13 protein-coding genes and 2 rRNA genes (1 of these 15 cut by a window edge) are annotated in these 20,779 nt (G+C 66.7%); 3 read left to right on the forward strand and 12 right to left on the reverse strand.

The window, feature by feature from the left end; all coding sequences use genetic code 11:
- Positions 1-72: 72 nt before the first annotated feature.
- From AC2IR1_RS16405 to AC2IR1_RS16440, 8 genes are all read right to left on the reverse strand, one after another.
- On the reverse strand, positions 73-1,374 hold the full coding sequence (locus tag AC2IR1_RS16405; RefSeq protein ID WP_486473044.1) for an NAD(P)/FAD-dependent oxidoreductase: 1,302 nt from the start codon (positions 1,372-1,374) through the stop codon (positions 73-75).
- A gap of 301 nt (positions 1,375-1,675) precedes the next feature.
- Complete coding sequence (locus AC2IR1_RS16410) at positions 1,676-2,434, reverse strand: glucosamine-6-phosphate deaminase (protein ID WP_486473045.1); 759 nt, start codon at positions 2,432-2,434, stop codon at positions 1,676-1,678.
- Entirely contained in the window at positions 2,431-3,531 is a 1,101-nt protein-coding gene (locus AC2IR1_RS16415; protein ID WP_486473046.1) for an ROK family protein, read from the reverse strand. The genes AC2IR1_RS16410 and AC2IR1_RS16415 overlap by 4 nt, the downstream gene beginning before the upstream one ends.
- Positions 3,528-4,568 (reverse strand): ABC transporter ATP-binding protein, encoded by a 1,041-nt coding sequence (locus tag AC2IR1_RS16420; protein WP_486473047.1) that lies wholly within the window; start codon positions 4,566-4,568, stop codon positions 3,528-3,530. The genes AC2IR1_RS16415 and AC2IR1_RS16420 overlap by 4 nt, the downstream gene beginning before the upstream one ends.
- 25 nt (positions 4,569-4,593) lie before the next feature.
- Positions 4,594-6,087, reverse strand: coding sequence for an argininosuccinate lyase (gene argH, locus AC2IR1_RS16425; RefSeq protein WP_486473048.1), 1,494 nt, complete (start codon positions 6,085-6,087; stop codon positions 4,594-4,596).
- Positions 6,088-6,092: 5 nt separating this feature from the next.
- On the reverse strand, positions 6,093-6,944 hold the full coding sequence (locus AC2IR1_RS16430; protein WP_486473049.1) for a carbohydrate ABC transporter permease: 852 nt from the start codon (positions 6,942-6,944) through the stop codon (positions 6,093-6,095).
- Positions 6,941-7,882: a carbohydrate ABC transporter permease gene (locus tag AC2IR1_RS16435; RefSeq protein ID WP_486473050.1), complete on the reverse strand. Its 942-nt coding sequence runs from the start codon at positions 7,880-7,882 to the stop codon at positions 6,941-6,943. Before AC2IR1_RS16435 ends, AC2IR1_RS16430 begins: the two co-directional genes overlap by 4 nt.
- Positions 7,883-8,060: 178 nt before the next feature.
- Positions 8,061-9,305, reverse strand: a complete 1,245-nt coding sequence (locus AC2IR1_RS16440; protein WP_486473051.1) for a sugar ABC transporter substrate-binding protein — start codon at positions 9,303-9,305, stop codon at positions 8,061-8,063.
- 275 nt (positions 9,306-9,580) lie between these two features.
- Here AC2IR1_RS16440 and AC2IR1_RS16445 point away from each other — a divergent pair, with 275 nt between their 5' ends.
- Positions 9,581-10,819, forward strand: coding sequence for an ROK family protein (locus AC2IR1_RS16445; protein WP_486473052.1), 1,239 nt, complete (start codon positions 9,581-9,583; stop codon positions 10,817-10,819).
- A 3-nt stretch (positions 10,820-10,822) separates the two neighbouring features.
- Positions 10,823-13,195: a PIG-L family deacetylase gene (locus AC2IR1_RS16450; RefSeq protein ID WP_486473053.1), complete on the forward strand. Its 2,373-nt coding sequence runs from the start codon at positions 10,823-10,825 to the stop codon at positions 13,193-13,195.
- Between the two features lie 130 nt (positions 13,196-13,325).
- Here the strand turns inward: AC2IR1_RS16450 and AC2IR1_RS16455 are convergent, their stop codons facing one another.
- Both AC2IR1_RS16455 and AC2IR1_RS16460 read right to left on the reverse strand, forming a co-directional pair.
- Positions 13,326-15,122, reverse strand: coding sequence for an ABC transporter ATP-binding protein (locus tag AC2IR1_RS16455; RefSeq protein ID WP_486473054.1), 1,797 nt, complete (start codon positions 15,120-15,122; stop codon positions 13,326-13,328).
- Positions 15,119-16,387: a glycosyltransferase family 4 protein gene (locus AC2IR1_RS16460; RefSeq protein WP_486473055.1), complete on the reverse strand. Its 1,269-nt coding sequence runs from the start codon at positions 16,385-16,387 to the stop codon at positions 15,119-15,121. The genes AC2IR1_RS16455 and AC2IR1_RS16460 overlap by 4 nt, the downstream gene beginning before the upstream one ends.
- Positions 16,388-16,506: 119 nt before the next feature.
- Here AC2IR1_RS16460 and AC2IR1_RS16465 point away from each other — a divergent pair, with 119 nt between their 5' ends.
- Positions 16,507-18,084 (forward strand): glycosyltransferase family 4 protein, encoded by a 1,578-nt coding sequence (locus AC2IR1_RS16465; protein ID WP_486473056.1) that lies wholly within the window; start codon positions 16,507-16,509, stop codon positions 18,082-18,084.
- Between the two features lie 891 nt (positions 18,085-18,975).
- On the opposite strand, the gene rrf is transcribed toward AC2IR1_RS16465, so the two are convergent.
- Positions 18,976-19,090: ribosomal RNA gene (gene rrf, locus AC2IR1_RS16470) — 5S ribosomal RNA — on the reverse strand.
- Positions 19,091-19,169: 79 nt separating this feature from the next.
- Positions 19,170-20,779 (reverse strand): 23S ribosomal RNA (locus AC2IR1_RS16475) (it continues 1,219 nt past the right edge of the window).

Below are 20,779 nucleotides of genomic sequence, written 5' to 3' on the forward strand. Positions count from 1 at the left end.
GTCCCTCCTGCTGATCCGCGCCAGAGTTCCCCGCGACGCGCCGGGGCGCAAGTCCCCTCGGACCCGGCCCCCTCAGAGCCTGTCGCGCAGCGAGAACCAGATCATCGCGGCCGCCAGCAGCGGGCTGCGCAGGGCCTTGCCGCCCGGGAAGGGGGCCGTGGGCAGCTGCGCCATCAGGTCGAACTGCCCCGCCTGCCCCGCCAGCGCCTCTGCCGCCATGCGTCCCGCCAGCGTCGCCATGGCCACCCCGTGCCCCGAGAAGCCAGAGACCGACAGGACATTGCCCGCGATCCGGTCGAAATGCGGCAGCCGCGACATGGTGATGCCCAACGTGCCGCCCCAGGCGTAATCGATCCGGGCATCGGCCAGTTGCGGATAGACTTCCAGCATGGGCTTGCGGACCTTGGCCGCGATGTCGGTGGGGAAGCGGTAGCCGTAGCTTTCGCCGCCGCCGAAGACCATGCGGTGATCGGGCGACAGGCGGAAGTAGTTGATCACGAAGCGGCTGTCGGCCACGGCGTGGTTATGGGCGATCAGCTCCTTCGCGCGGGCCTCGCCCAGGGGTTCGGTGACGGCGATGAAGTTGTTGATCGGCATGACCCGCTGCGCCAGCGGGCGGGCAAAGTTGTTGTGGTAGCCGTTCAGCCCCAGCACCACGTGATCGGCGGTGATCACCGCGCGATCGGTATGGACGCGGGCGGGCGTGCCATGTTCCAGCCGGGTCATCCGCGACATCTCGTGCAGGCGCACGCCCGCAGCCCGGGCCAGCCGCGACAGGGCGAAGGCATAGCGCAGCGGATGGATGTGGAAACTGCCCATGTCCAGCACACCGGAATGATAGCCCGGCGATCCGACCTCGGCATGGATCGCCTCCCGGTCGAGGAAGCGGATCCGGTCGTAATCGTAGGCCCCCTGCAGGTGTTCGGCAAAGGCGCGGCTGTGGGCGGTGAAGCGGCTGCGGTGATCGGCGTGGATGACACCCGGCGCGGCGTGACAGTCCTCGCCGCTCTCCGCGATCAGGTCCCGCACCAGATCGACGCTGTCCAGCCCCACCTGCCAGAGCTGCCGGGCCAGGTCGAGGCCCACCATCTCCTCCAGCTCCAGCTGTTCGACCCTCTGGCCCGTGCCCACCTGCCCGCCGTTGCGCCCCGAGGCGCCAAAGCCCAGCCGGCTTGCCTCGATCAGCACCACATCGAAGCCCTGCCGGCGCAGGTGCAGCGCGGTCGAGAGGCCCGAGAACCCGCCCCCCACGACGCAGACATCGGCGCGGATCTCTCCCTCCGCCGCCGGGAAGGGCCCCGGGGCCTCGGCGGTGGCCGCGTACCAGCTGTCCGGATAGGCACCGGGGCGGTCGTTGATCGTCAGGATGTCCATGGGGCGCTCCGCTTGGGGCAGTCTGGGGGATTGCCCGGACCTTGGGCGAACCCGGCAGAAGGGTCAAATGCTTTTGATCAAATTACCCCGCCCCCAGGGCCCACAAACCAGCGCGCCCAGCTTCCGACAGCCATTCCGGGCGGGTGCCGGGGCGCCAGGGGAAAGCTTAAATACTTTCCTCTGCAGCGATGAAAAGATGCGCTTTGCGCAAATCTCCGGGGCAAAAGCTGCCCAAAACGAACCGAACCATTGAGGGAGTCCAAACCCTGTCAGCCCCTGTCAGCATCCGGATAGGGGCCCGTCAGACGCCAAGCACCGCGCCGGCCTCCCGGTCGCACAGGATCAGCACATCGTCATGCAGCTGCAGCGCAGAGGCGGGACAGGCGGGATCGGGCGGGCCAAGCACGGCGCGGGTCAGGGCCTCCCGCTTTGCGGGTCCGGTGGCAACCAGCAGGATGCGCCCCGCGTCCAGGATGGTGCCGATGCCCATGGTCATCGCCTCCTCCGGCACCGGGGTGCCTTCGGGAAAATCGGGGGCATTCGCCTCTCTCGTGGCGGGGTCCAGCCGGACCAGCCGGGTGCGGCTGTCGAAGGCGGCGCCGGGCTCGTTGAAGGCGATATGCCCATTGCGCCCGATGCCCAGCAATTGCAGGCCGATCCCGCCCGCGGCGGCGATCTGCGCCTCGTAGGCGGGGCCTGCGGCCTGCGGATCCCCAAGGCCGGGGGGCATGTGGGTGGCGGCGAAGGGCACATGGTCGAACAGGTTGCACCGCATGTAGGCGGCAAAGCTGGCGGGATGATCGGGGCCAAGGCCACGGTATTCATCAAGGTTGAAGGCGGTCGCGCGGCTGAAATCGGCCTCGCCCCGGGCAGCGGCGGCGACCAGCCGGGCGTAGATCGCCAGCGGCGTGCGCCCGGTGGCCAGGCCCAGCACGGGCCGTGGGACCTGTCGCAGGGCACCGCAGATCAGCGCCGCCGCTTCGGCGGCCACCTCCTCTGCACTGTCCAGCACCTCGACCACCGGGGGCGACAGGTGCAGCTTTTCACCGGTCCAGTTCATCGCGCCTGTTCCTCCAGCCGGGCGGAAAGGGTCAGCGCGGCCGCCCGCACGGCGCCCAGGGCCCCGGCCCGGTTGCCCAGGCGGCTGATGCGGCAGCGGGCCGGCGCGGGGGAAATCCGCGCAAGCTCCGCCTCGATCCGGGGCAGAAGGCCGGTGTTCGATCCGATGCCACCGCCGAAGACCACAAGCGCCGGATCCAGCAGCGCTTCGACCGACAGCACCGCGCGGGCGGTGCGTTCGGCCAGGTCCTGCAACACCTCTTCCAGCAGCGGGTCCCCTGCCCCGTCGCGGGTCAGGTCGCGCAGGCTTCCGGGGCGGGTGCCGCCCCGGGCGCGGTAGCTTTCGGCCAGGACCTGCCCCGACACCACGCTTTCCAGCGCGCCCGTGGCCCGGATCGCGGGATCGGCGGGATCGCCGCCGATGGGAAGCCAGGCGATTTCGCCCGCCGCGCCATGGGCGCCGCGCAGGATCCGGTCGCCCCAGGCCAGCCCCATACCGATCCCGGTGCCCAGCGCGATGAAGGCCAGACCGCCGCTCTGCACCCCCGGATCGGAGGCCCCGTGCCCGCGCCAGCATTCGCCCAGCGCCGCCAGGGTCACGTCGTTCTCCACCGCCACGGGCAGGCCCAGCCGCTCCGACAGCGCCGCGCGGATGTCCCCGCCCGGCAGCTGCGGCAGGTTGGGCGCCCGCGACAGCGCCCCCGTGACCGGATCAATGGTCCCCGGCAGGCCGATCCCCGCCGCCAGCACCGGGCCGGGCCGGTCCTTCGAAAGCTCGGACATGTGGCGCGCGATCAGGTCCGGCACCGCCTCCCCCGCCGTGCGGGGCGTGGCATCGCGCGCCTCCGCCAGGACCTCGCCCGACAGATCGCAGAGCACCGACTGCACCTTGGTCCCGCCGACATCGCAGCCAAAGAGCAGCCCCGCCCCGGGCCGCAGCCCGCCCGCCTCATCCGTCCAGCCCGCACCGGAGAGCTCCGGATCCGGGCGGCCCGCCTCGTCCAGCAAGGCCCCCAGCCGGAGCGCCCGGGCAAGGCGCCCCCTGGCGCGCGGGGAAAGACCCGCCACGCCGCCGCTATCGGGAAGCTGAACCATCATGCACGGCCCGTCGCTTTCTCCGTTACCGGATCGAAGAGATGCACCTGCCCCGGCGCCGCCCCGGCGGACACCATGCTGCCGATCCCGGGGATCATGTGCCCGGGGGCGGAGGCAATGACCGCGTGGCCCTCCGCCTCGAAGTGCACGAGGGTTTCGGGCCCCAGCGGCTCCACCGCCGTCACCGTCCCGGCCAGGACCATGCCGCCCGCCTCGGGCGTGACACCGACCCGCAGGTCCTGCGGGCGCAGCCCGGCCAGGACCTCGGGCGTGCCGGTGGTCAGGGCAACCCCCGCCCCCTCGCGCCGGGCCGGCAGAACGTTCATCGACGGCGTGCCGATGAAGCGCGCGGTGAAGACATCGACGGGGTTGTCGTAGATCTCCATCGGCGGGGCCGCCTGCAGGATATGCCCGTCCTTCATCACCACGATGCGGTCGGCCATGGTCATCGCCTCCACCTGGTCATGGGTGACATAGGCGATGGTGGTGCCCAGCCGCTGGTGCAGCGCCTTGATCTCGATCCGCATCTGCGCGCGCAGCTGGGCGTCCAGGTTCGACAGCGGCTCGTCGAAGAGGAAGGCCGCCGGATCGCGCACCATGGCCCGCCCGATGGCCACCCGCTGCCGCTGCCCGCCCGACAGGGCCGAGGGCCGCCGGTCCAGCAGCGCGCCAAGGTCCAGAATCCGCCCCGCCTCCTCCACCCGCGCGTTCTTCTCCTCCTTCGACAGTTTCGAGGTGTAAAGGCCGAAGGCGATGTTCTGGCGCACGGTCATATGCGGGTAGATGGCGTAGTTCTGGAACACCATGGCGATGTTGCGCGCCTTGGGGTCGACCTCGTTCACCAGCCGCCCGCCGATACGTACCTCCCCGCCGGAGACTTCTTCCAGCCCCGCGATCATCCGCAGGGTGGTGGATTTGCCGCAGCCAGAGGGCCCGACGAAGACCACGAATTCCCCATCGGGAATTTCCAGGTCGATGGCGTGGATCACCTCGGCCTTGCCGTAGGATTTCACGAGGGATTTCAGCTGGATGTTTGCCATTCGCTCGGTCTCCGTCAGGCTTGGGTCAGGCTTGGATAAGGGCGTTGAAAGCGGTGTCGAGCGCGTCTGCCGCAGCCTCCGCGCGCGCCGCGCGGCTGCGGGCACCGGCCTCGAACGCAGAGAGGGTCGCGCGGTAGGCCGCGATGGCCTCCGCCATGGCGGCGGGGGCCGGACCGCCGAAACGGTCGCGCACGGCCACGAAGTAATCCGGGCTGACGGCTTCGGCGAAGCGCGCCCCGCTCATGGTCGTCTCCCGCCCCGTCTGGGCCGCGAAAGCCTCGGCAAAGGGGGCGAACCCCTCCGACAGGCTGGTGCCCGCCGCAACGACGGCCTTCGCCGTCCGGGCCGCGACCTCATGCGCCTGGCGGAAGGACAGCCCCTCGTCCCGGACCAGCGTATCGGCCAGTTCGGTGATGGTGATGCAGGCGCGGTCGATATTGGCCGCGACCCGGTCGGGATTGATCCTCAGCGCCGGGATGAAGGCCGCCAGCAGCCGCAGCACGCGGCTCCCGGCCTCGAAGGCGCCATATCCCGCCTGCTGGCTTTCGCCCTCGCTGTCGTTCATGTCGGTGAAGGGCGTGTTGTGCATGATGTCCTTCATCATGCGCGCCTTGCCCAGCGCCTGGGACGACAGGTGCCGCATATGCTCGATCGGCACCGGGTTGCGCTTCTGCGGCATGATCGAGGAGATCTGCACGAAGGCATTGGGCACGTGGATCTGCGCCACCTCGAAGCTCGACCAGACCTGGAAATCCTGGATCAGCCGGCCAAGATGCAGGAACAGCAGCTCCACCGCCGCATAGGCGCCGGTGGTGTAATCCACCGCCGCGATGCAGGAATAGCTGTTGCGCTGGGGCGCGCGGAAACCCAGCAGATCCGCCACCATGGCGCGGTCGATGGGGAAGCCGCTGGTGGTGATCGCCGCAGCCCCCATGGAACTCAGATCCGCCACTTCCAGCGCCGCTTCCAGCCGCTCGATATCGCGGATCAGCACCTCGATCGCCGCCGCAAGGTAATGGCCAAAGGTCGTGGGCTGCGCCGGCTGGCCATGGGTATAGGCCACGATCAGCGTCGCCTGCTCCCGGTCGGCCGTGTCGACCATGGCGGCCAGCAGCGCGCGCGCTTCGCCGATCATCGCCTCCAGCCGGGCCTTCAGCGCCATCTTGAAGAGCGTATGGTCGATGTCGTTGCGCGACCGCGCGGTGTGCAGCCGCCCGCCGGTATCGGCTCCCACCCGCGCCTTCAGCTCCGCCTCGCGCAGGAAGAAGTAATCCTCCACCTCGCCGGTATAGGTCTGCTCCGCCGGGTCGATCCCCTCGTCGATCTCCACCAGCGCGCGGGCGATCTGGCCCGCGACCTCGCGCGGCAGGATGCCCGTGGCCTCCAGCATCACCAGATGCGCCCGGTCGATGCGCCGGAAGCCTTCGGCGTGATCGTCCTTGGCATGGTCGAAGAGCGGCGCCAGCACCGTCTCCTTGTAGGTCGGATCGGGGAATTTCGACGTGTCGTTCATGGTCATTCTCGTTACCCCTTGAGGCCTGCCAGCATGACACCGCGCACGATGAACCGTTGCAGCGCCAGGAAGACCAGCAGCGTGGGGATTGTCGCCAGCGCCGCGCCGGTCATGATCTTTTCCCACTGCACCTGCTGTTCGACCGCAAAGGAGGTCAGGCCTATGGGCAGGGTGTAAAGCTCCTTCGAGGTGGTCACGATCAGCGGCCAGAAGAAGGCGGTCCAGTTGCCCAGGAAGGTGAAGATGGCCAGCGCCGACAGCGCGGGCGTCACCAGCGGCATGGCGATCTTCCACCAGATGGTGAATTCGTTCAGCCCGTCGATGCGCGCGGCTTCAAGGAAGTCGTCGGGCACGGTCTCGAAGAACTGCTTCATCAGGAAGGTGCCGAAGCCGGTCATCATGCCGGGGAACATGATGCCCCAGTAGCTGTCGAGCCAGCCGAAGTTGGCGGACATCAGGTACCACGGGATCACCAGCATCTCGGTCGGGATCATCAGCGTCGACAGGATCGCGATGAAGACGACCTGCCGACCCCGGAAGCGGAACTTGGCCAGGGTATAGCCGACCAGGCTGTCGAAGAAGCAGTTCGACAGGGTGACGCAAAGCGCCACGATGGTCGAGTTCACGAACCAGCGCAGGAAGCCCTCCTCGGTCAACAGCTGGATGTAGTTGGCCAGCGTCGGATGGGCCGGGATCAGCCGCAGGTCATAGACCTGCCCCGCCGTCTTGAGGGAGGTGGAGAACATGAACAGCAGCGGCGTGATCATCAGCAGCCCGCCGATGAAAAGCACGGTCCACAGCAGGATGCGGCCCGGGCGGATCTTGCCCTTGGGCAGCGGCATATCGGTGGCGGTGACGGTCATCGGCGTTCCCTCATGACCCAGAGTTGCAGAAGGGAGACGATCAGCAGGATGGTGAACAGCACCACGGTCTGCGCTGCGGCGGCGCCCATCTTGAAGGATGAAAACGCGGTCTGGTAGATCATCAGCACCAGCGGCTTGGTGCTGTTCAGCGGCCCGCCGGGATCGTTGTTGGTCATGTTGTAGACCTGGTCGAAGATCCGCAGGAACCCGATGGAACTGAAGACGACGAGGAAGACCGTGGTGGGTTTCAGCAGCGGCAGGGTGATCTTGCGCAGGATCGCCCATTCCCCCACCCCGTCGATCCGCGCGGCTTCGTAGTAGGTCGTAGGGATGGCGCGCAGCCCGGCCATGAAGATGATGATCTGGAAGCCCAGCCCCGCCCAGATCGCCGTGACCATGATCGAGGGCAGCGCCCAGGTGGTCGAACGCAGGAAGTCGAGCTGCCCCATGCCCGCCGCACTCAGCAGCGAGTTGATGATGCCCGTGGGCGCCGGCTGGTAGAACCAGCGCCAGACCCAGGCCATGGCGGAGGCGGTCGTCAGGAAGGGCAGGAAGTAGAGCGCCCGCAGGAAGTTGTGCGCAAAGCGCACCCGGTCGAGGAAATAGGCGATGGTGAAGGACACCAGCAGGCTGATCGGCGTGCCCATGATCAGGTAGGCGAAGGTATTGCGGAAGACCTGCCAGAAGTCCTCGTCCCCGAACATGTCGCGGTAGTTTTCCAGCCCCACGAATTTCGGCGGCCGCATCAGGTTCCATTCCGTGAAGGACAGCCGGAAGGCGTCAAGCGTCGGGTAGAAGCGGATGACGCTGTAGAAGAGCACCGGCAGGGCCAGGAACCCCCAGACCCAAAGCCCGCGACGCACCCGCATCGACAGGCGTGGCGCGCGAACCTCGGGCGCGGCGGGGGCCGGATTTGATGGCCCGGAAGTCAAAGACATGGATCCGCTCCTTTCGGTCTTGAACGGCGGTCTTGGAAGGCGCGGGCAGCGCCGCCCCCGGGCGAAGGTCTTCCGGGGCCGGGCCGAACGGCATTGCCCCCGATCCTGCGCCCGGGGGGCCGAGCCTGGCAACAGCACCGCGCCGGGCGATCACCACCCGGCGCAGGCAGCAGGACGATTACTGGTAATCGTCGATGATCTCCTGCTCTTCCTCGGCGGCCTCGGCCACGCTTTCGGCGACCGGCTGGTCCTCCAGGAAGATGCGGTTGGCCATGTCCATCACCACCTGCCGCTGCGCGGCCTCGTCATAGAAGGTGGTGGTATGGGCGTATTCCAGCCCCTTCAGGAAGGGCGCATAGATCGGATCCGCCAGGTTCTCCTCGGTCAGGGCGGCGGCCGGGCTTGCCGGCAGTTCGCCCACGACCTTCAGCCAGACCTGCATCGCCTCGGGCGAAGTGATGAAGGTCAGGAACTTCTCTGCCGCTTCCAGCTCCTCGCCCTTGGCGCCGGCACCGATGCCGTTGGCGAAGTAGGAGGCATAGTTGGACCGCATGCCATCCGCATTCGCCGGAAGCTCGGCCACGCCCCATTCGAAGTCCTCGATCGACCGGAAGGAGCCAAGGCGGAAGGTGCCGTCGATGGTCATCGCCGCACGGCCCGCGCGGAAGGCGGCCTGGCCTTCATCCATGAAGCCCGGCGTGCCGATGCCATGCACCTTGTCCAGGTCGGTGTACCACTGGGTCGCGGCAATCCCGGCCTCGCTGTCGTAGGTCACCTCGGAATAATCGTCGTTGTAGGGCGCGCCGCCGAACTGGCGCAGCAGAACCTCGCGCCACCAATGGTGATCCTGCCCGCCCATCTCGACCGTCATGCCGACCTGGGTGTAGTTGCCCGAAGCATCCTTCTTGGCCAGCTTGGCACCGACCTCCACCAGCTCGTCCAGGGTGGCGGGCGGCGCCTCGATGCCCGCTTCCTCGAACAGCTTCTTGTTGTAGAACAGCGCCAGAGAGCGCACGGCGGTCGGCAGGCCGTAGTAATCGTCACCGCGCTTCATGGCGCCGACGATGGGGAAGAAGGTGTCCTCGATCATCTCGTCGGGGAAGGCTTCCTTCGACAGCGGCTGCAGCACGCCACCGTTCACGAAGTTGTCCGTCCAGCCATAGAACAGCTGCATCACGTCGGGCCCGTTGCCCGCCATGTTGGCCGCGATCACCCGGGTCTGGTAATCGGAATAGGGGAAGGTCACCTGCTTCACCGTGATGTCGGGATTGGCTTCCTCGAACATCTCGATCAGCTGATCCATCGCGGTGACGCGGGTTTCGTAGATGTACTGCCAGTACTCGATCTCCACATCGGCCTGTGCGGCGGTTGCGGGAACAAGGGCGGTACCTGCCAGAAGGGCAGCCGTCAGAAATCGTTTCATTTGAACCTCCGTTGGTGCGGCATCGCCGCTGAAAGAGCGCGTCTCGTTCCGGAGGGCCCCGCCCACCGCTGCACGCTTGCCCCGGGTCAGGCCATGACCTGTGCCATGACCTGTACATGACCTGCGCCGGGATCTGGGCCGAGGCTGACTCGGGCGGGGCCTCCGAGTCAATAAGATAATTAACTTGAGTTAAGTGAAAGCCCGTGGAACAGTTGACACCGTGGAAGGACCGGGCAGAGTTGCCCCTTCCCCGCAAGGCCAAGGTGATATCCTCCGTGAGCAAGTCAGAGACACCCAAAGCAGCTTCCCGTTCCGTCCCGCCCGGCGCGCTGGCCCTTGGCAAGAACCCGGGGCGGTCGCGATCGCACAACCGGCGCGTCCTGCTGGAACTGCTGCGCCGCCACGGGCCGCTGGGGCGCAAGGCGCTGGCGGACCTGGCCGGGATCTCCACCCAGGCGGTGGCCAACATCATTGATGAACTGGTGGCCGACGGGCTCTTGCTCGACAAGGGGCGCAAGCGGACGGGCCGCGGCCTGCCGCCGATCCAGTATGCGATCAACCCCGACGGCGCGGTGACCATCGGGCTGGAAATCTCGGTGGGCGAACTCACCGCGACACTGCTCGACATCGGCGGCAACCTGCGGCTCGAAGAACGCTTCACCCTGGATGACATGCGCCCCGAACCCGTGCTGGCCCTGATCCGCGAAGAGGTCCGCCGCCTGATCTCGCGCCAGTCGGCGCGGCTGATGGGCGTGGGCGTCGTGATGCCCGGCCCCTTCGGGATCGAGGGGCTTTCGGGCGTCGGGCCCACCACCCTGCACGACTGGTCCGACATCGACGTGGCCGGACAGCTCTCTCGCGAACTGGGCGTGCCGGTGGTGGTCGACAATGATGCCAACGCCGCCGCTGTGGGCGAAATGCTCTTCGGCAAGGGGCAGAACGTGGGCCACTTCTGCCTGCTCTACTTCGGCGCGGGCATCGGGCTTGGCGCCATCATCCAGGATCAGCCCCTGCGCGGCGCCTTCGGCAACGCGGGCGAGATCGGCCATATCCCCGTCGCCCCCGGCGGCCTTGCCTGCCAGTGCGGCCAGTCCGGCTGCCTGGAAATGTATGCCTCCATCCATGCGCTGTCGGTTTGCCTCGGCTCCCCCGACCGGGTCCTGCGCGCGGATGAAATCCGCGCCCGCATCGACGCGGGCGATCCCGCGATCGAGGCCTGGCTGGACGGCGCCGCGCCGCAGCTGGCCACGATGATCGGCCTGATCGAAAACATCTTCGATCCCCAGACCGTGGTGCTGGGTGGCAAGATGCCCGGCCGCCTGCTGGATGACCTGGTGGCCCGGCTGCAGATCCCGCCCTCCGTCGCCAACCGCCCCGCCCGTGTCCTGCCCCGCGTCCAGCGCGGTCAGGCGGGCCAGGGTTCGGCCGCGCTCGGCGCCGCCGCCCTGCCCTTCTTCAACGCGATAACACCCCAGCTGGACCTGGCAGAGCCGGTCCCGTCGTCACAGGAGTAGACCATGACCGTTCATGACCGTCTCGCCACCCGCGAAGCCCGCCCCGCGCTGATGCGCCTCGACCGGGCGCTGTCCCGGATGGGGTCGGTCCTGACGATCATGAACACCGGCGCCCACCCCGATGACGAACACTCGGGCCTCATGGCCTGGTTCCGCTTCGGGCTGGGCATGCGGGTGGTCATCGCCTGTTCGACGCGCGGCGAAGGCGGCCAGAACGCGCTTGGCCCCGAACGTGGCGCCCTCCTCGGCCTGCTGCGCACGCGAGAAATGGAGGAAGCCGCCCGCGTGCTGGATTGCGATGTCGCCTGGACCGGCTTCGGCCCGGCGGATCCGGTGCATGACTTCGGCTTTTCCAAGGATGGAGACGACACCTTCGCCCGCTGGGGCGAGGCGCTGATCACCCGGCGGATGGCGCGTGCCTACCGGATCTACCGGCCCGATGCGATCCTGCCCACCTTCCTCGACGTGCCGGGCCAGCACGGCCACCACCGGGCGATGACCCGCGCCGCGCTCAACGCCATTGCGCTCGCGGCCGATCCCTCCGCCATGGCCGACACCAACCTGCCCGCCTGGACCGTCACCCACCCCTACCTGCCCGCCTGGGGCGGCGGCGGCGGCACCTATGACGACACCCTGCCCCCGCCCCCCGCCACCCTGCGCATCCAGGCCGCGCCCCGCGATGCCGCCACCGGCGCCGCGTTCAGCGAGATCGGCCAGTGGTCCCGCCTGCGCCACGCCACCCAGGGCATGGGCCACTGGTCCGACACCCCGCAGCGCAGCTGGGACCTGCACCGCCTGGGCGGCACCGCCGAAACCCGGCTGGCCCAGGACCTGCCCCGCACGCTCGAAGACCTCGCACCGCTCTCCGGCCCCGCCACCGACCGCATCCTGGCCGCGGCAGAGGCGATCCTTGCCGCCCGCACCGCCTTCCCCGACGTGGAAGAACTCCTGCCGCAGCTGGCCGCCGCCGATGCCCACCTGGAGGCGGCGCAGTCCCTGCAGGATCCGGTCTTCGCCAATGCCCACGGCCACCGCCTCACCCGCAAGCGCCGCGAACTGGCCCATGCCATGGCCGAAGCGGCGGGCCTGTCCATGGTCGCCACCCTCTCCCCCGCCCGGCTGACCCCGGGCACCACCGCCCGGCTGCACCTGGCCCAGACCACCCCGATGGCCGCCTCCGACATCACCCTCGCGGCCAGGCTGCCCCAGGGCGCCACCGCCGCGCCCGTACCGCTGACCGGCAGCGCGGCCGAGCTCACCGTCACCGTCAGCCCCGACGCCCCGATCCCCCCCCGGTTCACCGAAGGCTTCGATCCCCTGGGCGGCAACGGCCACACCTGGGTGGAGCTTTCGGGCCGCATCGCCGGGCGCCCCGTCACGCTGCCGCTCGATCTCGAAACCCCGGCGGACCTCACCCCGGCGCGCAGCTTCGCCGCCCGGCCCGCGGCCTTTGTCCGCCGCACCGGCGACCCCGCCCCGCTTGTCGCCACCATGGCCGACAGCGCCCCGGTCGACTTCGACCTGCCCCAGGGCTGGCAGATCGACCAGCAGGGCCGTCGGCTGACGATCACGCCACCCGACAGCACCGCCAGCAGCCCCGACGAAACGGGCCTCGCCGTGCTGACGCCCCTGATCGAAGGCACCCCCGCGCTGACCGCCACCACCGCCCATTACCCGCACACCGGCGCCGTCACCCTGCTGCAGCCCGCAGCCCTGAAGGTGCTGACGCTGGACCTCGCCCTGCCCGAGGGCGCGAAGATCGCCTATATCGGCTCCGGCGACAGTGTCGGGGAATGGATGGGCCGGATCGGCCTGGACGTGACGATGATGGACCAGATCCCCGCGGATGAGGATTTCGGCCGTTTCACCACAGTCGTCGTGGGCGTCGTGGCCTTCGGCAACCGGCCCGACCTGGCCGCCGCCACCGCCCGCCTGCACAGCTTTGTCGAGGCAGGCGGCCACCTGCTCACGCTCTACCAGCGCCCCGATCAGGGCTGGGATCCGGAAACCACCCCGCCCCGGCCGCTGACCATCGGGCGCCCCTCGCTGCGCTGGCGCGTCACCGATCCGGCCGCGCCCGTCACCCTGCTTTCCCCCGACGACCCGCTGCTTTCGGGGCCGAACCGGATCGGCCCTGCGGATTTCGACGGCTGGAACAAGGAACGCGGGCTCTACTTCGCCTCTGACTGGGACCCGGCCTATGCCCCCCTGCTCGCCATGGCGGACGAGGGAGAGGACCCCCTGCAGGGCGCCCTGGTCAGCGGCCGGATCGGCCAGGGGCGGCACAGCCATTGCAGCCTGGTCCTGCACCACCAGCTTGACCACCTGGTGCCCGGCGCCTTCCGGCTGCTCGCCAACCTGGTGCAACCGGCCTGACCGGAGGCCCGAAACCGGACCTGAAATTGAGTTAGAAGGCGGGCTGACGCTGGGCCTTGAACCGGCACCAAACGTCGCGCCCGGTCAGGCCCGCCCCTCAGCCGGCAGGAAACCCGCCGGCTGACCTGCCTCAGCCATAGCTCTGCCGCTGCGCGCCGTACATGCCGGCGTAAAGGCCGCCCATCTGCATCAGCTCCGCATGGCTGCCCTTTTCGACCACCCGGCCCTCGTCCAGGACATAGATCAGGTCCGCATGGGTGACCGCCGACAGGCGGTGCGCCACGATGACGGTCGTCTTGCCCTCCGACAACACGCCAAGCGCCTTCTTCACCCGGTCCTCCGTCCGCTGGTCCAGCGCGCTCGTCGCCTCGTCCAGCAGCAGGATCGGCGCCCCGCGCAGGAAGGCGCGCGCGATGGCCACCCGCTGCTTCTGCCCGCCCGAAAGCTGCGCCCCCTTGGGGCCAAGCGGTGCATCGCCACGTTCGCGGATCAGGTCGTCGATACCCACCTGTGCTGCGGCGGCCCAGATCTCCTCCTCCGTCGCCTCGGGTTTGACGTAGCGGATGTTCTCCCAGATGGAGGCGTTGAAGATCACGATATCCTGCGCCACCACCGAAAAGCTCTGACGCAGGGTCGGCACATGCAGCTGATCGACCCGGGTCCCCCCGATTGAAACCTCCCCGCCCTCGACCTCGTAGAGGCGGGACATCAGGCTCAGGATCGTGGTCTTGCCCGATCCCGTCGCGCCGACGATGGCGGTCACCTTGCCGCCCTCGAAGGTCAGGTCCAGATCCTCGAACAGGCGCGGCTTTCCGTCGTAGCCGAAATGCACCTTGTCGAAGATCACGTCGCCCTGCCGGTCGAAATCCTTCAGCGCGCCCTTGGCGCTGGTGATGCCCGGCAACTCCCGGAACATGCTGCGCACGCCGTCCAGCGTGACCAGGCTGGCCTGCAGGTTGACGAAGAAGGAGGCCACCCGCCGCGCCGGATCGAAGATCAGCGCCATGCCGATCATGAAGCCCACCAGGTCGGCCCCGTCCAGGTTGATGCTGTCGTTCAGCGCCAGGTAACCGCCGCCGCCGATCACCAGCACGAAGACCAGCGCCGACAGGATGTCGACCACCGGCAGGATCATCGCCTGGGCCGTCTGCAGGCGGACCGTCAGGCTCTTGATCTCGTCGATGGCGCGGAACATGCGCTGGCGCTCCACCGGCTCCTGGTTGGAAATCTTCACGGTGCGCATGCCGTTCGACATTTCCTCGATCCCGGTCATGTAGGCACCCATGGCGTTTTCCGCCGACTGCTGGATGCCCTTGATCTTGCCAGAGATGAACCGGACCATCAGCGGGATGAAGGGCATGACGACGACACTGACCAGGAACAGCACCGGCGACTTGTAGATCAGGTAGCCGGCCACGATCACCACGGTGGCGGCATCGCGCACCGCGCCCACGGTGGTCTGGCCGACGAAGTTGGACAGGTCCTGGGCCTGGTTCACCAACCGCAGGATGATGTCGCCCGAGGAGGTGCGCTCGAAATAGGCCAGGTCCAGGATCATCATGTGGTCGATCAGGTCCCGGCGCATCTGCAGCACCGCATCACTGGCCAGCGTCACCGACAGCCAGGGCACCAGCACCGACATCAGCGCGCGCAGGGCGAAGATGCCCATGACGGTCAGGCAGACACGTACCAGCCCGCCGTAATCGGCGTTCTGGAAGATGATCCGCAGGCCGGTTTCGGTCAGGCTGATGAACTGCTGGTAGGCCGCGCCCTGCAGCATGACCATGCCCAGCACCGCCAGCAGCCAGAGCGACTTGGATTTCAGGTAGCCGTTCCAGAACCAGGTCAGGTTGCTCCAGTCCTGCTCGGAAAACATCGGGCGATGACGCGGGCGCCGGCCGCGCAGCCGCTCCATGAACTTCGTCATGCGTCCCCCGTCGCCGCCAGGATGCCATCCGCCACGTCCTTCCAGCTGCGCAGCTGCGGCCGGGCCGCGGCGATCCGCGCCTTCAGCGCCGCATAGGCCTCCGGATCGCTCTGCAGCCGGTCGATCAGCGCCGCCAGCGCCGTGGGATCCTCCGGGTCGAAATACTCCGCCAGGTCACCGCCCACCTCTCTCAGCGCGGGCGCGCTTTCAGCCGCCAGCCCGGGCGTGCCCAGCCACAGCCCCTCTCCCAGCGGCAGGCCCCAGCCTTCCATCCGCGACGGCATCGCCACCGCCAGCGCCCCTTCGTAAAGCGCGCGAAGCTCCGCCTCGTTGGGGTTGGTGACGAAATGGATCCGCTCGCGGATCTGCGCGAAGCGCGGCTCGTCCACATAGGCGTCCGTCCGCTTGCGCTGCGCCCCGGCAAGGACCAGCGGCGGCACCGGCCGCCCCTGCCGGTGCAGGTGCAACAGCGCCTCCACCACGCATTCCAGGTTCTTCCGCCCCCGCAGGATACCGACGCAAAGCACATAGGGCTCCGCCGGGCCGGTCTTCTCCACCGGCTCCTGCGTCGGGCGCAACTCATGCGCCAGCGGCACCGCCACCACCTTCGGAACCGCCGGCAAATGCCCCTCCTCCGACATCTTCTCGATCTCGTCCCGGGTGAACTCCGAATTCGCCAGCAACAGCTCGGCGCGCTCCACCACGATCCGGTTGTCGTGGTTGAACGACTCCGCGAACCCCTTGCTGGAGGACAGCTTGAACTCGTAAAGCGGGATCATGTCGTGCAGCAGAGGGATCAGCCGGACAGAGGTCCCCGCGGCCTCCATCACCGTCAGGTAATCCGCCATCAGCTTCGGACGCCCCAGCGACACCAGCCGCTTGCCCGTCATGTCGATCTCCCGCACCGCGCCCCTGGGCACGCTGCGCCAGCGCTTCAGGTTGATCTGCCGGGCCAGCCACAGCACCGCCGGGTAGACCGCATCCCGCAGCCGGTTCTTCCTGGGGAACGAATTTCGGATCCGGATCGGCGTCGCCTCTGCGGGCAATCCCGGGTCCAGCACGCCGGTGGGGCTCTCTGCCCCGATCCGCGGCGTCACCTCGAAGAACCGCCCATGCACCGGCGAATAAATCACGAAACGCACATCCGCGTCGGACCGGGCCAGCTCATAGCCGACCTCCATCACCGTCCGTGCGATGCCGTAGTATTTCAGCTTCACCCCGGAGGACAAGAACTGCTCGGAAAGGTCGTAGTAAAGCACTGCCATCGGGCGCTTTACTGCCGGGTAAATTGCCCGGTAGCAACCCCTGGAAAGGGCCGATATAGATTCCGGTAAATCGGCGCCGACGCACCGCCTGAACATTACGAGTAAACACTGGCAAGTACATGAAAACGCACTTCTTTGATGTCACCGACATCATTTCCTACATCGCGGCAGAAAGCTCCATCTCCGGCATCCAGAGGGTCAACTTCGAGGTGCTCAAACGTATGGTTGAGCGGCATGGCGCCGATGCAATCAAGGTCTCCTACTGGGACGGCGGCCGGAAGGAATTCATGTGCATCTCCTCCGACTTCATCGCCCAGATGAAGGAGTTCGATCACGACCTCCTGGGGGCGGTGTTCTTCGGCTCGCGGGCGCGTCTGCAGCAGGACACGCCCCCCACCCTGGAACGCTACCGCAACAAGCCTGCCAAGTACTGGTTCCACTACCTCCAACGCAGCTACCACGCCGCCCGGGGCAATGAGCGGCACTTCGCCCGGGCCGGCAGCTCCATCGAACAATGGAAGGCCTTCAAGTCCGAAAAGGCCACCCCCCAGAAGGCAAAGGCTGAAAAGGCCAAATCCACGAAGGCCAAGTCCGGTGGGGCGAACGACAGGGACAAATCCCTCGCCACCCAGACCGCCTTCTCCGACGCCCCGCAGGAGCCAGTGAAGCCCGCAGTCAGGTCGCAGCCCCTGCCGCCGGTCGTCCGCATCCCGGTCTCCAGCCTGGCCAGACCGGGGGACGAGATGGTCGTCCTGGGCGCCACCTGGGCGATCGACGGGTTCGAGGAAGAGATGCTCAACCTCAAGACGCAAAAGCAGATACGGATCACCCAGATGATCCATGACCTGATCCCGATCCGCACCCCGGAACATATCGCGGGCGATTTTGCCGGGGCCTTCTACCACTGGCTGAAGACGCTGCAGGGCTACTGCGACCACTTCCTCACCAACTCCGAACACACGGCGCGGGATCTGCGGGACTTCATGGCGGAGGTCGGCCAGCACACGCCGATCACCGCCGTCCCGCTGGCGCAGGACTTCGGCCATGTCGCCTCGCCGCTCAATTCAGAGGTCGTGGGCCCGCCGGGCGCCTACCGCGACCGCGTGCAGCAAAGCCGCCTCTACCGGCGCGAAATCCTCAACCTGACCAAGACCCCCTACGTTCTGGTCGTGGGCACCATGGAATCGCGCAAGAACCTCTGGCGGCTGGCGCAGGCCTGGGATCACATGCGGCGCGATCCAGACCTCGAACTGCCCAAGCTGGTGCTGGCGGGCAAGTTCGGTTGGTACAACGAGGACTTCAAGCAGCTGGTCAAGGCCACCGGCAACCTCGGCGGCTGGATTCAATACGCGGTCCGGCCAACGGATGCGGAGCTGAAATTCCTCTACGAGAACTGCCTCTTCACCGCCACGGTCAGCTTCTACGAAGGCTGGGGGCTTCCCATCGGGGAAAGCCTGCATTTCGGCAAGACGGCCGTGGTCGCGAACAATTCCGCCATGCCCGAAGCCGGTGGCGACATGGTGGAATACTGCGATGCGCAGAGCATCCCCAGCATCCTGGCCGCCTGCCGCCGCCTCGTGGCAGACCCGGAGCACCGCAAGGCCCTCGAAGCGCGCATCGCCGCAACCCGCCTGCGCAGCTGGGAAGATGTGACCAGCGACATCGTCGACGCCCTGAGCCCCGCAAAGGCCGCCTGAGAGCGCCCAGGGTGGCCCGCAGCCCTGCGGGCCACCCACAATCCCCAAACGTACCCGTCGGGCCTCTCAGCGCCCCTCCAGCGCCGCCAGGGCCGCAAGGCGGGCCCACGCCCTGCCCGGGCCCAATGCGGCCCACATCCTCGCCGTCTCGCCCGCCGGCCCCCAGGCGCCCAGACGCGAGGAAAACCCGACGCGGAAGCGATACCAACGTTGCAGGTCAGACGCGCGGCGCTATCACTCGGAGCAACCAGATCGCTGCACTTCCCTCCGCCCGCGAACATCTCCCCCGGGGGCCTCTCAGCTCTTTCCCGCAGCGCACCTCTCCGCCGCATGTGTCGGACTTCCTGAACAAGACTGGTCCCCCTGCGGTGCGCTCCCTTTGCCCGGCCCCTTGCGCCTGCGCTTCGGCAGAGCCCCCGTCGCGAACACACCTCGCCGCTGTCTTGCCGCTCTCCCTTGGACCGGCAACTCCCAGTCACCCCGCGACCTGCTCCTCTCCCCTGTCGGATGCCTTGCCCTTCATGCCCCGTTTCCCTGCCAGCGGCGGGTCTGTACGTGTGGCCTAGTCCTCTTCTCCGAGGTTTGATTTCGGACAGTCGTGATACCGCTGTGATACCGACGTAATACCGACGTTTAGATCGGGGGATATCAGGGGGTTGGGCAAAGAACTGTGCATTGTGATCGGGGCCGTTTTCAGGGGCGATCCGCGGGCGGATTTCGGGGCGTTTCGGGCGGCGTTCCGAGGCTGTCGGGAGGCTGCACGCAGGGCGCAGAGGGGGTCTGTCCGGCTCCATGCCTGGGGTCCTGCCCAGGGCTCTGGCGCAAAGCAAAAACCCCCCACTGCGATCTGCAGCGAGGGGTTTTTGTTACATCGTGATGGATTTTTTCTAGGTCTGGCGGCGACTTACTCTCCCACGACTTAAGTCGCAGTACCATCAGCGCGACGGCACTTAACTTCCGGGTTCGGGATGGGACCGGGTGTTTTGCTCGTGCTATGACCACCAGACCGAGGAAAAATCCACATGAGAGATATCAATCTGTTGTCTTAGTGACTTCTGAGCAGAAGTGATTGACTTCTACTGGATCGTATCAAGCCTATCGGGCCATTAGTACCGGTCAACTGAATGCATTGCTGCACTTACATCTCCGGCCTATCGACGTGGTGGTCTACCACGGCCCTCAGGGATACCTTGTTTTGAGGGGGGCTTCCCGCTTAGATGCCTTCAGCGGTTATCCTGTCCGATCATAGCTACCCAGCACTGCCATTGGCATGACAACTGGTCCACCAGTGGATCGTTCACCCCGGTCCTCTCGTACTAGGGGCAACTCCTCTCAAGTATCCTACACCCACGGCAGATAGGGACCGAACTGTCTCACGACGTTCTAAACCCAGCTCACGTACCTCTTTAAACGGCGAACAGCCGTACCCTTGGGACCTGCTCCAGCCCCAGGATGAGATGAGCCGACATCGAGGTGCCAAACACTGCCGTCGATATGGACTCTTGGGCAGTATCAGCCTGTTATCCCCGGCGTACCTTTTATCCGTTGAGCGATGGCCCTCCCACTTGGGACCACCGGATCACTATGGCCGTCTTTCGACTCTGCTCGACTTGTCAGTCTCGCAGTCAGGCTGGCTTCTGCCATTGCACTCAACGAGCGATTTCCGACCGCTCTGAGCCAACCTTCGCGCGCCTCCGTTACGCTTTGGGAGGCGACCGCCCCAGTCAAACTACCCGCCACACAGGGTCCCGGAACCCGATAAGGGATCGCGGTTAGACATCAAGCAGAACAAGGGTGGTATCTCAAGGATGACTCCACAGACACTGGCGTGTCTGCTTCAAAGTCTACCACCTATCCTGCACATGTTGTGCCTGATGCCAGTGTGAAGCTGTAGTAAAGGTGCACGGGGTCTTTCCGTCTAACCGCGGGAAGCCTGCATCTTGACAGGCAATTCAATTTCGCTGAGTCGATGTTGGAGACAGCGGGGAAGTCGTTACGCCATTCGTGCAGGTCGGAACTTACCCGACAAGGAATTTCGCTACCTTAGGACCGTTATAGTTACGGCCGCCGTTTACCTGGGCTTCAATTCGGAGCTCTCACCCCTCCTTTTAACCTTCAGGCACCGGGCAGGCGTCAGACCCTATACGTCGTCTTGCGACTTCGCAGAGCCCTGTGTTTTTAGTAAACAGTCGCCACCCCCTGGTTTGTGCCCCCGGATCCAAGTTGCCTTGAACCCGGGCTCCCTTCTCGCGAACTTACGGGAGTATTTTGCCGAGTTCCTTCAACATCGTTCTCTCAAGCGCCTTGGTATTCTCTACCAGTCCACCTGTGTCGGTTTAGGGTACGGTCTTAAAGCGGGGCTATTTCCAGGAACCTCTAAGCAGCCCATTCAATCCGATAAGGATGAACTACCTTCGAGATCCGTCACCACCGCACGGCTCAGGAATATTAACCTGATTCCCATCGTCTACGCATTTCTGCCTCGACTTAGGGGCCGGCTTACCCTGCTCAGATTAGCTTTAAGCAGGAACCCTTGGACTTTCGGCGAGAGTGTCTCTCACACTCTTTGTCGCTACTCATGTCATCATTCTCGCTAGTGATCTCTCCACCGGATCCCTCACAGGCCGGCTTCACAGAAAGCTCCTTGCGTCCAATCTTCCCGAAGGAAGTAAGGACGCATGGAGCTATGTCACAC

Source organism: Pseudooceanicola sp. NS-SX8 (genome assembly GCF_057380755.1).